Origin of the sequence: Pectobacterium hainanensis (genome assembly GCF_046237015.1) — a bacterium.
Taxonomy (GTDB): Bacteria; Pseudomonadota; Gammaproteobacteria; order Enterobacterales; family Enterobacteriaceae; genus JBJYIN01.
The window spans coordinates 18,497-31,284 of the sequence record NZ_JBJYIN010000013.1; the positions used below are offsets into that span (position 1 = coordinate 18,497).

A 12,788-nucleotide genomic window follows, 5' to 3' on the forward strand; every position below is an offset into this window, starting at 1 on the left:
GAGCAATTCCAGATATTTCCTGCGGAACGTGTCCCACCTCATACCTGCAGGTTTTGGGAGTCTGGACATAGTAAACCCCGCCCGTGCTATCTGCTCCCAGTAATCTGGCCATAGTTCCAACTTCGCCATATTTTCCATGTGTACCAACCGTTGCCAGCGTTTTAACTGGCTTTCGCTTTGGCTGGTATAACAAAGGCCGGAACACGTCCTGCAGGTGAGCATATCCGAATCAATGTACAGCTTGGTCGCTCGCTTTCCGCATTGGGGGCATTGATACCAATAGCGCGTGCCGTAGCTCGCTTGTGTAGTGACAAGAAACAAGGGGAACGTGTTTCCGTTGAGGATGGCGATAAAGCCGTCATCAGACTGTGTGAAGGTTGCGGGGATGCTGGGTATGTGAAGGTTAACGGGGGCGTCTTTCAGATGGGTGAGGGCATCCTGCCCGATGAAAGGAAGTGATGTAGTGTAACGCCGTGTGCGAATTCGCAATTTTCCCCCATGATCAATACGAAAAAATCTGTGAACGTCTGCGCAATTGCGAATTGTACGCTATGGATAGATGCAGGCATGGCAAGGGGTACAGGCCGTTTGCGAATTCCAGTGCGTTCCGTTTTGCGAATCGCACAATTCGCAGATCTACGCAGATTTTTTCGCAGCTACGCCAGCGCATTTTCTTCTTGCCGTACTTTTCGCTTTAGCTGTTCGATAACCTGGCTATATTCCACATCCAGCCAGTGAAGGCAGTCATTGACCAGCGGCACATAGTCCACCCGCCAGCTTTCTTCGCTAACTTTCACGCCAGCTAAAGATAGCGACTTCCTGATATCGTCGGTTGTGGATACCAAGCGGCCAACGCCATTACATTCAGGGCAGTGATTGCCCAGCTTTTTAGCTTGTTCGCCTGAACCCTTACAGCATGGGCATACATCGCTATTACCCGCTTCCTGTTCTGACCATTGCCGGAGTGAGGCTTTCACTAACACGATCTGGTTGTCGAGTGTGGTGGCGCGTTCCTGCGCTATCTTGCTGCTGGTTTTGTTCTCAAATCGCTTTCTCTCTGTGTTGAGGCTGCCGATCAGGTTCTTGGTTCGTGTGGCTTTGGCACCATAGCGGCGTAGTAAACTGGCGCGTCGGGCGAGTTGTGGAGGTAATGGGCGGTAGACTGCCAGATTGATAGCCAGTAGGCAGGCGGCTACAGCGTGCTCCGGTGTGTTCCGTTGTGAATGTACCCATTCTTTAACTGCTACTTGCAATCTTTCACTGGCTGGGGTATCAGATTTGTATCGGAGCATGAACAGGTCATAGCCTACAGGGTTGCATAAGGTAGCGGCGGATAATGCCCCCAGATACTGATCGCGGCCTATTTTCCCGCTACCACGGCAGGATGAGGTAAACGCGCTGGCGCTTCTGGCTTCGTGTAAACGTAATGTGTGTTCAATTATGCTGGACATTAAAACCTCATTTTTATTGGATATATTATTCAACAATAAGGAATGAAAATGATTTTCAATGGAGACGTTTTTTATAGAAAAACAGCCTCGATTATAACTACAGAACAAGACGGCAAAGGAGTAACTCTTGCTTGTGAACTATTTCATCTTCGTGCAACTTCATTAAAATTAACGGCTGTATCTGGTTTGTCAGCATATGATTGCAATAAAATAATAAAAACATTGAATATAGATGCTGGCGAAAAAAGCAATAACCTAATGACCCTTAGGGAAAAATCTGAACGCTGTATAAAAATAGAGGCAGATAGTAAACATTTTAATTGTAATATCTATACTGACAACCAAGACAGCAACGCTCCTGAAGATAGGTTTTCCGTTCAATTCATTGAAAAAATAGAGTTTAACATATTCCCTATAGAGAAAGGATGTTACTTCGATGAATTTTCTGGTTATTTTCAACCTATGGGCTGCGTGGACTCATCCACAACCCCCCCCCTTATACTTGGGTTTAATTTTTACGTTCCAGAAAAGGATTTCTCCCTTCTTGTTGATAAAGTCGATAAGGGATACAACTCTGTAACTATCAGTCTATGGATACCCTGCCATCCTATATATCGTGAACTACCAGATGTTGTTATTGATCCAAATAGTGAAGAGAAAAGACTTGCGTTTATTTCCTCTCTAAATATAGAGAAAAACAATTTCACTATTGAAACGGGTGAGGTTATAGAAAATACACCTACAGTCTTTGATGATGAAGCCGAACCCACTGAAACAGACAAAAAACTAAGAGAATTAACAGATCTATCAAAGAAGATATTAACGGCATTGACGATAATAGCAGCCTGCATGGTTGGCTTTTCCCTTAAAACGATATTCTGAACCATCCGTGGCTTGTCACCATTATTCCACCATACCTTGAGCGGTAGCCGTAATCGCACGGTTTACCGCTTCAAGATTGCGTTCAAATACCGTGCTCCCTTTCGGAGTGTTCGCCAGTCTTAGCAGCGCATTCCTTACCGGCTGGCTTTCATATATTCGACCAACCGCGCCATAGGTTCCCATTGTACCGATCACCTTTGCTGCGAGTACGGGACCACCAAATACCCCAGCTAGTCCAGGCCCCATGACGGAGCCAGCTTGTGCCACTACCTGCCCGTTAGGTAAGGTCACTGACGCCTGAGAAGCACGTTGTGTACTCTCCAGATAACGTTGCAGGCCAGTAAGGTATTGCCGTTCTTCGCCTTTAAAAAATATGCCTGTATTCGCAGAGTATTTGTTAAGCCTTAGCAAGAAACGGTCAGGAGAAGCCTCACCTTCTAGCGCTTTGGCAATTAATCCGGCGCGTGCGGCTTGCCTGCCTTTGTTGTTGAGTGAACCGTACAATGCTTCTATTTGGCTTTTTCTACTATCAAACAACATCGAGTTGACGCTTTCCGGTGTGATGTGCCCTTTCTCCAGAATGCCTTTTAGTTTTGTTCCTTTTACCTTATCCGCTTCCTGAGCATAAACCGCTTTGGCGTGCGCCCAACGAAATGCCTCCCGTTCACCCAAAGCGCCATTCACTGCGCTATTAAGGTCTTTGTTCATGGCTTCATAGACACGGTTAACGGATACTGTGGAACGATCCGGCATTGCCATACGCTCCCCTTTCACATCCATGCGGAATTGAGTACGCAAGTCATCCAGCAGGCTAAAATTGACGTTTCCCCCTGCTAGTTCGTCCCGATAATCTTTCAAGCGGCTAATAGTCGCTTCATCGCTAGTTTTTCCAAGTCGGGATAACTGCGTAATTTCTCGATCGATCGCATCAATTGCACGTTGAGGCTGAACATTGCCAACACCATCCATCTTGTTTCTGATTTCGTTAAAGCGATCGCCAGCAGCACGTTTAAGTGCCGTATTTTGCCCCTTAATGCTCTGAACCACATCAGCAGCGGAGTAAACGCCGTATCGCTGTGAAAACTCATCTACCAGTCGGGAGCGTGCCTTTTGCTGATCTGCCCGCATTTGTCCTGTACCCACAGCAGGGATTTTCTCCGCATTAGCCTGAATTGAGCGACCGACAAAGGTTTGCGGTGGCATCATGTCACTGGTCATCAGTGGAGCATTATTCTGTTTCGCATAATCAATAGCGGCCTGCGCTTCTGGGGTGATAGTGCCTTTCACTGCTCTGTAACCTGCGCCAATCGCTTTGCCTGCGGTGTTAACGGCTCCACCGATAGCGGCGTTAGTCGCTAAATCTCTCAGCATTTCATCGGTGCCTTGCTCAAGATTCTGGTGGTCACTATTTTCCGCTACTGAACCAACTGCGCTTTCACCCGCCATTCGTGCCGCGAAATTTGCCCCACGCTCTGCGATATTGGCCGATTGCGGGGATAAACCAAGCCGTTGCGCCGCTAATGCGGCTTGTTCTGATAATTTCCCCGCTGCTGCCGGAGCGCGTGACGCAGGATTAATAAAATAGGGCAGCACATCAGCGGAGACTCGCCCCACTTCCGTTTGTGGCTGCATAGATTCTGGGAGCGAGAAACGAGCGGCGGGGGTGTATGTGCCGTCGCCGATCCCCATTTTTTCACCTGCCCATGCTGCCGCACTTTGCACCGCATCGCCAGCCATAGGGATGATGTTGGCAACATTAACGCCAGCCTGTGCAATTGCGCCACCGGCTTCAGATACACCAAGCAAGCCCTCTTGTAGCAAGCTGCGCGATTCTGGCGTCTGCTGGACAAATTGCGCGTAGGGATTTTCCTCATTGCTGGTGGCCTGCATACCTTGCGGGGATGCGGGGGTAACAAATTGTGCGTAAGGGTTGGCTTCCTCTTCAGGAGTGTCAACACTTGCTGGCTGTGGCTGTGGCTGTGGCTGTGGCTGTGGCTGTGGCTGTGGCTGTAATGTGTTGGCGAAACCTTCCACGGCTTCCCTCGTCATACCGTCACCATTAAGCAGATATTCCCCGCTAAGGACAGTCACAAAGAGCCGCCCTTGCTCGTCCTGTCTGGTGCTGCCGCCAAACTTGTTCGCTATCTGTTGGGCGATTTGCTGTTGTTGTTCCGGCCTCAGATGTTTCAGATTGGATTTCATTAAATTCCAGTCAACCGTGCTGAATTCTCTGGCCGCGCCCATCTCAGGATGAATACCCGACTGTCTGGCCTGCGTCATGATACGTTCCTGAATGGTTGGCTCTACGGTGGCGGGAATGGGCTGCTGTGGGGATTTCTTCATGCTCTGGGCGTATTGTGTCACCTCTGGAGCGGATTCGGGCTGACCACCACCGATCAGCCCTTCATCTTTTGGGGAGGGTTGTCCTCCAAGATAGTGCTGGCTGGCACCCTGTCCAAAGCTCTGATCGAACAGGTGCGCGGTATCCGGTCGCTGGCGCAACATGTCGATTGCTGCCTGCGGTATCATCGGATTATTGGGTTGTGCGGGCGCACCTGTTGTCGCTACAGCATCAGGTTGGCTTTGTGCGGCGGGCTGTGGTTGTCCACCAGCAGGCGGCAGGCGAACAACGTAACCCCCTTCCACCTTCTCCACGGTTGCGCCTGGCATTTTCCCCCACTTGGAACGTTCCGCCAGATATTCACTGCTGAACGGGCGATCTTTGTGATAGTACTTCAATTCACCTTGTCCCTGAGTGGTATTCAATCCATAGGCTGCCGCATAACGATCGCGTTTGTCTGTCAGGAACGTTTTCAGTTCATTGGCACGGCGGATAAATTCTTCTTCGGACTGACTCGCACTTAATCCCGATACAGCAATACGAGCTTGCTCCCCTTCAGCGTTAGATAATGCGCCCATGCCACGTAATGCCTGAATCGCGCTAAGGAAGTTCTGCCCCCCAAACTGCTCAAAGCGGGTATTCCAGCTTGCGGCGTCAGTGCCTGGAATATGTTTGGTAACAACGCCCAATCCGGCACCTACAGAAGTGCTAAAGCCCGGATCGGTTAGCAGGCCGTCAATGGTCTTGATTTGCTGGTCATACGTTTCAATCACATCCTGCCTTTGCAACTTGCCATCGGTAGACGCTTGCTGTTGTTTCTTCACATCGTTCAGATATTTTTGTCGCTCCATACCTGAAGCGTTGTAGTCATTCACAATATCGGCGGGTGTTTTCCCTGCGGTAACTTGCTGAATGCGGATATGCTGCGGTATCTGCATGTAATCTTGTACGGGCATAAACGGCGCGTTCGGGTCTGGCTCGGTATACGGATCGGCATCTTCAAGATTGGGGTGTGCCATCCCCAGCAGGTGGGAACGTTGCGCCAATGTCCTCATGATTTGTTCACTGGACAGCGGTAACGGTGGGTCGTTGGGGGCGGTGGAGCGGTTGCGAGTGATCGGAGCCTGATAGGTAGAGCCATCTTCCCGTGTCACGGTCACGCCAAAGTAAAAATTATCGCCACCGCGCGGATCGGGCATGATGTGCGTCAGTTCCCGCGCTTTCATTGGCTTGCCATCATCGGCCAGTTCACCAGGTCGTATCGCTAATTCAGGCTGAAGAATGCTGTTAGTGGCCGCAATCACTTTCGGGTCATCTGGGTTGATTTGCCCAGACATCAGCGCCGGTGCGCGTGATTTGAGATATAAAGCGCTTTGTGCGGCGCTGGGATTGGTCAGAAAATCAGGGTTTAGCGCGGTGTAAAACTGCTGCGCATCAGGGGGAAGCTGTGACCATAGTCGGGTGGCGCTGTCTTTATCTCCAGCGCGGGCAGATAGCGTGATGCCCTCAGCCAGACTCCCGTAACGGGTGGTCATCTCCTGTAACTGCTGCTGGCGCTGCTGCCGTCTTTCACCCGCTTGGGAAACGGCCAGGGTTCCCGCTGAGATATCGACACGGCGTTTGTCCAGTGCGCGATCCTGAACCTTGTTTTCCTGTTCGATACCTTGTTGTTGAATCAGGTTATTGTAATCGCGTTGATCTTTAGACTGTCGCCAGTCCTGCGTACTTACCGCAAATTGATGATCTCTGTCAGCATTCTGCTGTTGCCGATCTATCATCAACCGCCGTAGTTCTGATTCCTCTCTGCGATGTAACGCACCATCCATTGTATTGAATCCGGCCAGAAAACCGTCTGCCAATCCACGTAAATCTGCCATGACGCCTCCAATTATGAAAATAATGAACCCGCGAGGTACCCCACGGCCGCACCAACACCGATACCGATAGGACCAGCCCATGACCCATAAGTCGCCCCCATCGTTGCAGATGAAGCCGCAACGGATGCCCCCACAGCAGCCCCCGTTCCGGCCATCGTGCCCTTCATCTGATTGGCTGCCATTTTTTGTTGAGTTTTGAGTTGTTCGTTAGCCGCTTCTCGCTGCTGATCAAGTTCTGCCGCTTGTTGCATACCTTGTAAGCCTTGCTGACGGGTTTGTGCCGCAATATCAATTAAGCCGTATGACATCGTGTTTACTCCGGTTCAAAAAGAGGTTGTGCCAGCATATCCACCGCTTCTTGCAGGGTTGGTTCTGGCTTTTCCATCACTCGACGAGCGATCACCGCCGCACGGCGTTTCGCTCTGGACTGTTTGACGATCCACTCGTCGATATCAACTTCACGCCAGCCAATGGCACGGCTTCCGGTGATGCTGAACGGCGCGGGGAATTGGTCGTTTTCCCACATGTGGCGTAGCGTAATTCGGTTAATTCCAACCTTTTCACACACCGCTTTTTCACGTAATACTTTCTCGCTCATACCTGCATGTTCCGTTGATTGAAGTGATCGACCAGATAGCGGCGCATATCGTTGGGGTTAGGGGAAAGGGAGTAGGTATTGACGCCATTTTCTTCTGCTAGCTCACGCAACTGGTAACTGTTGAGCTTTGCCAGATCGATATCATCATTACCGATTTTCACCACAAAGCTATTTGCGGCGGTGTCGGCCTGCTGCTTTGCTAACTCTTGCCTGCGGCGATAGTCAGCAATAATCTGCCGCTGGCGTTCGGCCTCTTCTACCTGTGCGGTCTTACGCTTGGCTTCTTCTGGCATGGCAAACATGTGGGGGAAGTTATCCAGTAAATACTCAGCAACAACGGGAGGCACATCGGCAGGGGTAGATTGACGAAACACAAACTTACGCCCCTTATAATCAATGCGCTTTTCCGGTTTATCACCGATGTAGACAATATTCAGGCCAGTACCACCAAACGTGGCTTCTTGCTCTTCTTGATGCTTTTCTTCTTCGCGCAGCGCTTCGACTAATTCGTTGGGTTCCATTGTATTTATCCATTAAAAAAGCCTGCTGGGCGAACCATGCAGGCTTGGGTGTTATGGCAGATTTTTGGCAAAAAAATACCGGAGTGGGGTTTAAGCCATACTCCGGTATCTTTCCGTAAATTAGCGCATGTTTTTATATAAAGCAACTGCTACCTGTAAGTTGCTTTACTCTGTTTAATTTTTGTTTTCCCTAATTTATTAGAGTGCATGAATACCCCCATGTCATATTGAGAGAATTTGTTTTTAGGACCTAGTATTATTTCTTTTATGGATTCAGTCTTAAATTGGAATTCAAAATATGACGTCAAATAACCATTTGATATTCTATGCTTTATTTTATAACCATGCTCTAATGATAAGTCAATTTCCTTAAACCCCTTAACTTCACCAAACAACATGAGTGGCTTATATATTATTCTCTTTTCTTTTTCTTCTTTGAACGCTGGGGATTTAGTTGTAGCAGCTAAGGAGGTTAAGTTCACTACTAATTTATTGATAGTCCAGGATTTATTTACATTACCATCCTCATTAAGAATTTTCTGTATTCTTAATTTTATATCGTTGTCATTAATATATTCTATTTCATTTATTTTCATCGATTCTTTAACATCAGTACGGAATGCTATCATTCCGGTTTTTAAATCAAAACATTCCTCATCAAAACCTATAGCAACACCTTCTCCATCCTGAGCGTATGCTCTCCATTGACTCAAAATATCACCATCCTTAGAAAAACAAGCCACATAGGTTGGTTTATTATTACTAACCATAGTATTCCATAATTCATTACACCATTCTTTATTCTCATCGCTCATAATTTCATTGAGAACTTCAGCAAGCGCATTTTCAACCCATTTCCCCTCAGAAAAATCATTCATATTATTGGTTGCAGAAAGCCATAGCGTTTTGTTTTCAATGATTTTATGAAATGTCTCAGGGCTACAATAATGATAAATAATTGCCATGTGATTTTCCTTTTTATTATTTAATAATTAATTGTAAAAGCTAAATTATATTTATTGCTAATGGTTTGTTTTTGTTAATTACACGTGTTTTCTTCAAACACTTTACCGAAAAAATATCTATAGATCAGCAGAAATGTGTCAGTTCGGTTGGTTCAGTTGGTTCACGGGTTGCTAAGCCGCGCCAGCACTGGATTTATGTGAACCAACATAGCCCTTATTGCGTTGGTTCAGCGGTGATTTTTGTTGGTTCACCCGTCCAGCCAGAAAATAACCGGATAGATTGCCGTGTTGGTTCAAACAGCCCGTTTGTTGGTTCAGTGTTGGTTCAAAATAGAAAATATTTTCCTTATAAAACAATGCAATTAATAAATTGAACCAACTGAACTGGCTGAACCAACACCTTTTCTCGCACGTAGGGGATTATTCCTGCGTAGCGTCTTCCTCTGGCATGTAGTGGATCACGTACACGTTAAACTGTCGCCCATCAATACGGGGGGATTTACGCTGAAAACCTCTGCCGCTGGTGGGCGGGGTCAACATCCCTGTGGTTTTCAGTACCTCAGCGAATTGCTTCGCATTAAACCCTTTGGCTATCTCGCCCTCAAATGCCGCAGGGAAGGTATAGAAAATCATCGGCGCATCATCATGCTTACCTCTGTCGTCACGGTATCCGGCCAAATCCCTAATAGGCAGGCTGGTAGGGTCGTAAGGAAACGGAGCGAATCGACTCAGGCCATATGCATTCAGGAACGCTTCGCATTGTTCGACAATTTGCCGATGTTCTTTGTTTCCGGTGCCAAACTCCCGCAACCAGGCATTAAAGCTGTGCTGTATGGCGTCACGACATTCCTGTTCATTCCATCCTGTGATCGTTCTCCCCACCAGCAACGCCGCTTCCAGAATGGCGAAACGTTCTGCTACACGGTGAACCTGTTCACCGTAGTTAGAGGGGATAAGTGAACGCCAGCGGTTTTCAGCCTCTCTGACGGCCTGTATCGCCTCTTTCTGGTGGTGGGCAAGGTAACGTATCCATTCACGTCCAGCCGCGCCGTGATTGTCGCGATAAGCGGCTTTCAGCGCGTCGGCATGGTCTTTGCCGCTCTTGTGTCCGTGGAACTGCTGCGCCTTTTCAAGCGGTAGATTGAGTAAGCGCACTAACTGACCCGCTTTGGACTTTATGCCTGCGCTGGTCAGAAAGGTTTCCATGTCCATTTCTCCCGTGCTGATCGCCACCGTGCGCCATCGTTTTAGCTCACGGTTGCCGCCTTCCCGTGCGCCTTGCAACTTACCGACTCCATTAAACAGCGTATAGGCAGAGGTGGAGACAGAACGCGCATCACTGCCTTGTCCCACCTCATCGAGTGGCAGCAGGCCGTCATTGTGTGCTTCGGCTTCGTTAGCAATCCCCAGCGCGGTGCCGTACCAAGTGAGTTTTAGCGCGTCGGGGTCACCGTAAAGACTGGTTGCAACATTGGCGGTGGTCGTTTTCCCTGCGCTGGATTGTTCATAGAAATGCAGGCCGAAACCGTCTGATTCAGACAGGCCGATTAATGGCGCGGCTAAGGCGGCAGCGATCGCGGTCATCATGGAAGGGTTACCCTGTGCCAGTTGGGCTATGTTGTCGCGCCAGCTTGCGGCCGATCCTTTAACCGCATAGCCGCTAGCGGCAGCACTGCGCCCCCGAAATAAGACGGGCTGAAGCGGTGAACCAATGATATCCCCATCTGGCATGATGTAAGCGCCACATTGCCAGCCAGTGGTGTGGCTGATTTGCCAGAGTTCGGCTTTCCCCTGATTCTGTAACCAGTCGGCCAGAATGGCGCGTAAAAAGGTTTTTGTTGTCACGGTCACGCCACCTGCTTTCAACGTGCGCCATCCCTCGCGTTCGCCTATATCGGCCAGCGGTAACCCAGCGGTGACAGGCGTTTTACGCCCAGCAACATGCCAGCGCAGTATCAGGAACTGATCGCTGTCGTCACGTCCACAGCCGATCACTTCCAGCGGGGAGCATAGCCAGCTTTCGTTGTTGATCACCTCGCCGCTGACCTTATCCACTTTGGGCGTGATCCAGAAAACGCCCTCTTTGCGGCTCTCAACACGCGGCTTTAATGGGTCGTCAAGGTTCCGTTTGTCGTCAGCCGGAACATCGGCCTGTAGCTGATACAGCGATTCGGTAAACGCCTGTGTAGCCGCTGCCAGCCCGTGTTGCTGGCGGTAATCGTCCCAGTCGGCCTTTTTGCTGGTGGGCGGCAATGTTACCCAGCCGTTCACTTCACGGGCGGCTTTCTCTGCCCAGTCTTTCCCCACATTCGGCTTACCCGCCACGATGTCGTTATCAGCGGCAAGGATGATTTGCGCACTGGGATACAGAGCACGCATCGTTTTTGCTACTGACACCATGTTGCCTGCGTCGATAGCGGCGACGGTCAACGCATCAGGGCGTATCAGGTGAGCACTTAATGCGGTCGCCAATCCTTCGGCGATCACCACCTTATCGGGCTGTTCCGGTGCGTTGACAGCGTGATACGCACCACGTTTGGCGGAATCCGTCACCAGTCGCTTACTGCCATCGGGCTTTATCGTCTGTGCGGCGGTGGTAGTGCCGTTCTCGTCCTGTAGCGCCAGTAGCAGGGAGCCATCAGGCAGCAGCGGATAAGAAAAGCCGGTTAACCCTTTTCCAGCCAGATAAGACGATTCTCCTGATTGCGTTTGAGCGGTCAGTTTCGCCAGTCGCTTGATAAAGCTCTGCGCTTTCTCCGTATTGGAACGCAGATTATTCCCCGTAAGCGGTCGCGTGGGTTCGCTTTGGCTGGTGGCCTGTTCTCCTGTTCGGGCATCAATACCCAGCGTTTCGGCTACCAGTTGCGCGGCGTCCATTGCGGCACAGTGGCGAACGTTCATCACCAACGCCAATCCATCACCGGCTTCCGGATCACAGTGACGGCAATGCCATGTCCCGCGCCCTTCCAGATTATCGAACTGAAAGCGGTCGGTGCCGCCACAGGCCGGACAAGGGGTTAGCGTTGTCGGGTGACGGGGAACCTCGATCCCCAACAGGGAAAGTACATCAGGCCAGCGACCAGTAGCAGCGGCGGATACCTTGCGGATAAAATCGATATTACGCATTCATTTGCCCTCAGTGCGCCGTTGGTGTGAGTGGTAGCGCCCCGTTATTGCGCATCTGAATAAATTCATCATGCATGTCCGCCAGCGTCTGCCGTCCCACGTCGGACAACTCAGGCTCTGTGCTTTGATGATTGAGCATCCATTGATAGAACAGGGTGGCGTTTTTAGTACCTTGTTCGCGGCCAAATTTCCCGATCAATGCGCCCTCGATATTGTTCGCCATCGCAAAGCGTTCCGTATCAGGATAAACATACATGGTGCCGTGTTTTCCCTGATAAATAGCCCCGTTATTGCTGCCGTTGTCTGTGGCACTGTGCGCACCGTTGATCCGCCGCTGTTCCCTTATGAATTCGTAAGCCACCAGCCAGCGCCACATTTCTAAATTTTGCTGATCATTGGGCTGGAAATAGCCTTTCGCTTCAGCCTTTGCCAGTGCATGAAGCACTCGCAGCCCATTCAATAAGTCATGGTCATAATGGCCGCGATTCAGGTTGGAAAGGGCATAATCAAACGGGTGGCACGTTGATACGTAGTATTCGCCTTCATCGTCCAGCGCAATCAGACAAACGCCATCAGGAGAAACATCGATATACGGGGCGCGTTCCTGTTCCGGCTGTGTAGGTAAGGAAATGATGTTGTTCACGCTACAGCTCCCTTAGCTTTTTTGTGTTTATCGCTGGCACATTCACGGCAATATGCGTCATTGATTTCATCCACTATCACGAGTGCGGTTAAGGCGACGTTGCGGAGCGTGTCAAGTTCGGTTGAATCGTCGCAACAAGTCATAAGATCAATAAGGCCGCGCAACATGAATAATTTGCCCTCAGCTTCATTCATTTATCTGCCTCCCGTTCCAGTGATTTGCGGATCTCTGCGTGAATATCGCTGACGATTCCGATAAGTCCGGATAGCTGAGGGGAAAGATGTTCTTTCTCCACCATGTCCAGAATGACGTGAAGCAGGACAGAAACTTGCCCCGCACGGAAGGCGGCCAAATCCAGTGGAATCGCGTTATTCATGGTTTTGG

General features: G+C 49.7%; 13 protein-coding genes. 3 read left to right on the plus strand and 10 right to left on the minus strand.

Annotated elements, in window-relative coordinates:
* Window positions 1-177 precede the first annotated feature (177 nt).
* Window positions 178-459, plus strand: a complete 282-nt coding sequence (locus ACKPVM_RS13835) for a hypothetical protein (protein ID WP_409309831.1) — start codon at window positions 178-180, stop codon at window positions 457-459.
* A 197-nt stretch (window positions 460-656) separates the two neighbouring features.
* Here the strand turns inward: ACKPVM_RS13835 and ACKPVM_RS13840 are convergent, their stop codons facing one another.
* Window positions 657-1,451, minus strand: coding sequence for a TIGR02642 family protein (locus tag ACKPVM_RS13840; protein WP_409309832.1), 795 nt, complete (start codon window positions 1,449-1,451; stop codon window positions 657-659).
* Between the two features lie 48 nt (window positions 1,452-1,499).
* On the opposite strand from ACKPVM_RS13840, the gene ACKPVM_RS13845 reads away from it, so the two are divergent.
* Window positions 1,500-2,333: a hypothetical protein gene (locus tag ACKPVM_RS13845; RefSeq protein ID WP_409309834.1), complete on the plus strand. Its 834-nt coding sequence runs from the start codon at window positions 1,500-1,502 to the stop codon at window positions 2,331-2,333.
* A gap of 21 nt (window positions 2,334-2,354) precedes the next feature.
* Here ACKPVM_RS13845 and ACKPVM_RS13850 read toward each other — a convergent pair whose 3' ends face one another.
* The 5 genes from ACKPVM_RS13850 to ACKPVM_RS13870 all read right to left on the minus strand — a co-directional run bounded on the left by ACKPVM_RS13850 (window position 2,355) and on the right by ACKPVM_RS13870 (window position 8,635).
* A complete protein-coding gene (locus ACKPVM_RS13850; protein WP_409309836.1) occupies window positions 2,355-6,551 on the minus strand; it encodes a P22-gp16 family phage DNA ejection protein in 4,197 nt (1,398 codons plus the stop codon).
* Window positions 6,552-6,562: 11 nt separating this feature from the next.
* Window positions 6,563-6,859: a bacteriocin gene (locus ACKPVM_RS13855; RefSeq protein WP_409309838.1), complete on the minus strand. Its 297-nt coding sequence runs from the start codon at window positions 6,857-6,859 to the stop codon at window positions 6,563-6,565.
* 5 nt (window positions 6,860-6,864) lie between these two features.
* Window positions 6,865-7,149: a helix-turn-helix transcriptional regulator gene (locus tag ACKPVM_RS13860; RefSeq protein ID WP_409309840.1), complete on the minus strand. Its 285-nt coding sequence runs from the start codon at window positions 7,147-7,149 to the stop codon at window positions 6,865-6,867.
* Window positions 7,146-7,670, minus strand: coding sequence for a hypothetical protein (locus ACKPVM_RS13865; protein ID WP_409309842.1), 525 nt, complete (start codon window positions 7,668-7,670; stop codon window positions 7,146-7,148). Before ACKPVM_RS13865 ends, ACKPVM_RS13860 begins: the two co-directional genes overlap by 4 nt.
* 149 nt (window positions 7,671-7,819) lie before the next feature.
* Window positions 7,820-8,635: a DUF2971 domain-containing protein gene (locus tag ACKPVM_RS13870; protein WP_409309844.1), complete on the minus strand. Its 816-nt coding sequence runs from the start codon at window positions 8,633-8,635 to the stop codon at window positions 7,820-7,822.
* Between the two features lie 71 nt (window positions 8,636-8,706).
* Between ACKPVM_RS13870 and ACKPVM_RS13875 the strand changes: the two genes are divergently transcribed.
* A complete protein-coding gene (locus ACKPVM_RS13875; protein WP_409309846.1) occupies window positions 8,707-9,009 on the plus strand; it encodes a hypothetical protein in 303 nt (100 codons plus the stop codon).
* Between the two features lie 46 nt (window positions 9,010-9,055).
* Here the strand turns inward: ACKPVM_RS13875 and ACKPVM_RS13880 are convergent, their stop codons facing one another.
* The 4 genes from ACKPVM_RS13880 to ACKPVM_RS13895 are packed head-to-tail and all read right to left on the minus strand — an operon-like array spanning window position 9,056 to window position 12,780.
* Window positions 9,056-11,761 carry a DUF927 domain-containing protein gene (locus ACKPVM_RS13880; protein WP_409309848.1) on the minus strand — a complete coding sequence of 902 codons (2,706 nt, stop codon included), beginning with the start codon at window positions 11,759-11,761 and terminating at the stop codon, window positions 9,056-9,058.
* 10 nt (window positions 11,762-11,771) lie between these two features.
* Window positions 11,772-12,404 carry a hypothetical protein gene (locus tag ACKPVM_RS13885; RefSeq protein WP_409309850.1) on the minus strand — a complete coding sequence of 211 codons (633 nt, stop codon included), beginning with the start codon at window positions 12,402-12,404 and terminating at the stop codon, window positions 11,772-11,774.
* Window positions 12,401-12,598 (minus strand): hypothetical protein, encoded by a 198-nt coding sequence (locus tag ACKPVM_RS13890; RefSeq protein ID WP_409309852.1) that lies wholly within the window; start codon window positions 12,596-12,598, stop codon window positions 12,401-12,403. The genes ACKPVM_RS13885 and ACKPVM_RS13890 overlap by 4 nt, the downstream gene beginning before the upstream one ends.
* On the minus strand, window positions 12,595-12,780 hold the full coding sequence (locus ACKPVM_RS13895; protein WP_409309854.1) for a hypothetical protein: 186 nt from the start codon (window positions 12,778-12,780) through the stop codon (window positions 12,595-12,597). Before ACKPVM_RS13895 ends, ACKPVM_RS13890 begins: the two co-directional genes overlap by 4 nt.
* Window positions 12,781-12,788: the final 8 nt, after the last annotated feature.

Coding starts and splice junctions, on each gene's coding strand:
- ACKPVM_RS13840 (WP_409309832.1), bottom strand. CDS start 1,451: ATGTCCAGCATAATTGAACACACATTACGTTTACACGAAGCCAGAAGC.
- ACKPVM_RS13880 (WP_409309848.1), bottom strand. CDS start 11,761: ATGCGTAATATCGATTTTATCCGCAAGGTATCCGCCGCTGCTACTGGT.
- ACKPVM_RS13855 (WP_409309838.1), bottom strand. CDS start 6,859: ATGTCATACGGCTTAATTGATATTGCGGCACAAACCCGTCAGCAAGGC.
- ACKPVM_RS13865 (WP_409309842.1), bottom strand. CDS start 7,670: ATGGAACCCAACGAATTAGTCGAAGCGCTGCGCGAAGAAGAAAAGCAT.
- ACKPVM_RS13870 (WP_409309844.1), bottom strand. CDS start 8,635: ATGGCAATTATTTATCATTATTGTAGCCCTGAGACATTTCATAAAATC.
- ACKPVM_RS13845 (WP_409309834.1), top strand. CDS start 1,500: ATGATTTTCAATGGAGACGTTTTTTATAGAAAAACAGCCTCGATTATA.
- ACKPVM_RS13895 (WP_409309854.1), bottom strand. CDS start 12,780: ATGAATAACGCGATTCCACTGGATTTGGCCGCCTTCCGTGCGGGGCAA.
- ACKPVM_RS13890 (WP_409309852.1), bottom strand. CDS start 12,598: ATGAATGAAGCTGAGGGCAAATTATTCATGTTGCGCGGCCTTATTGAT.
- ACKPVM_RS13850 (WP_409309836.1), bottom strand. CDS start 6,551: ATGGCAGATTTACGTGGATTGGCAGACGGTTTTCTGGCCGGATTCAAT.
- ACKPVM_RS13860 (WP_409309840.1), bottom strand. CDS start 7,149: ATGAGCGAGAAAGTATTACGTGAAAAAGCGGTGTGTGAAAAGGTTGGA.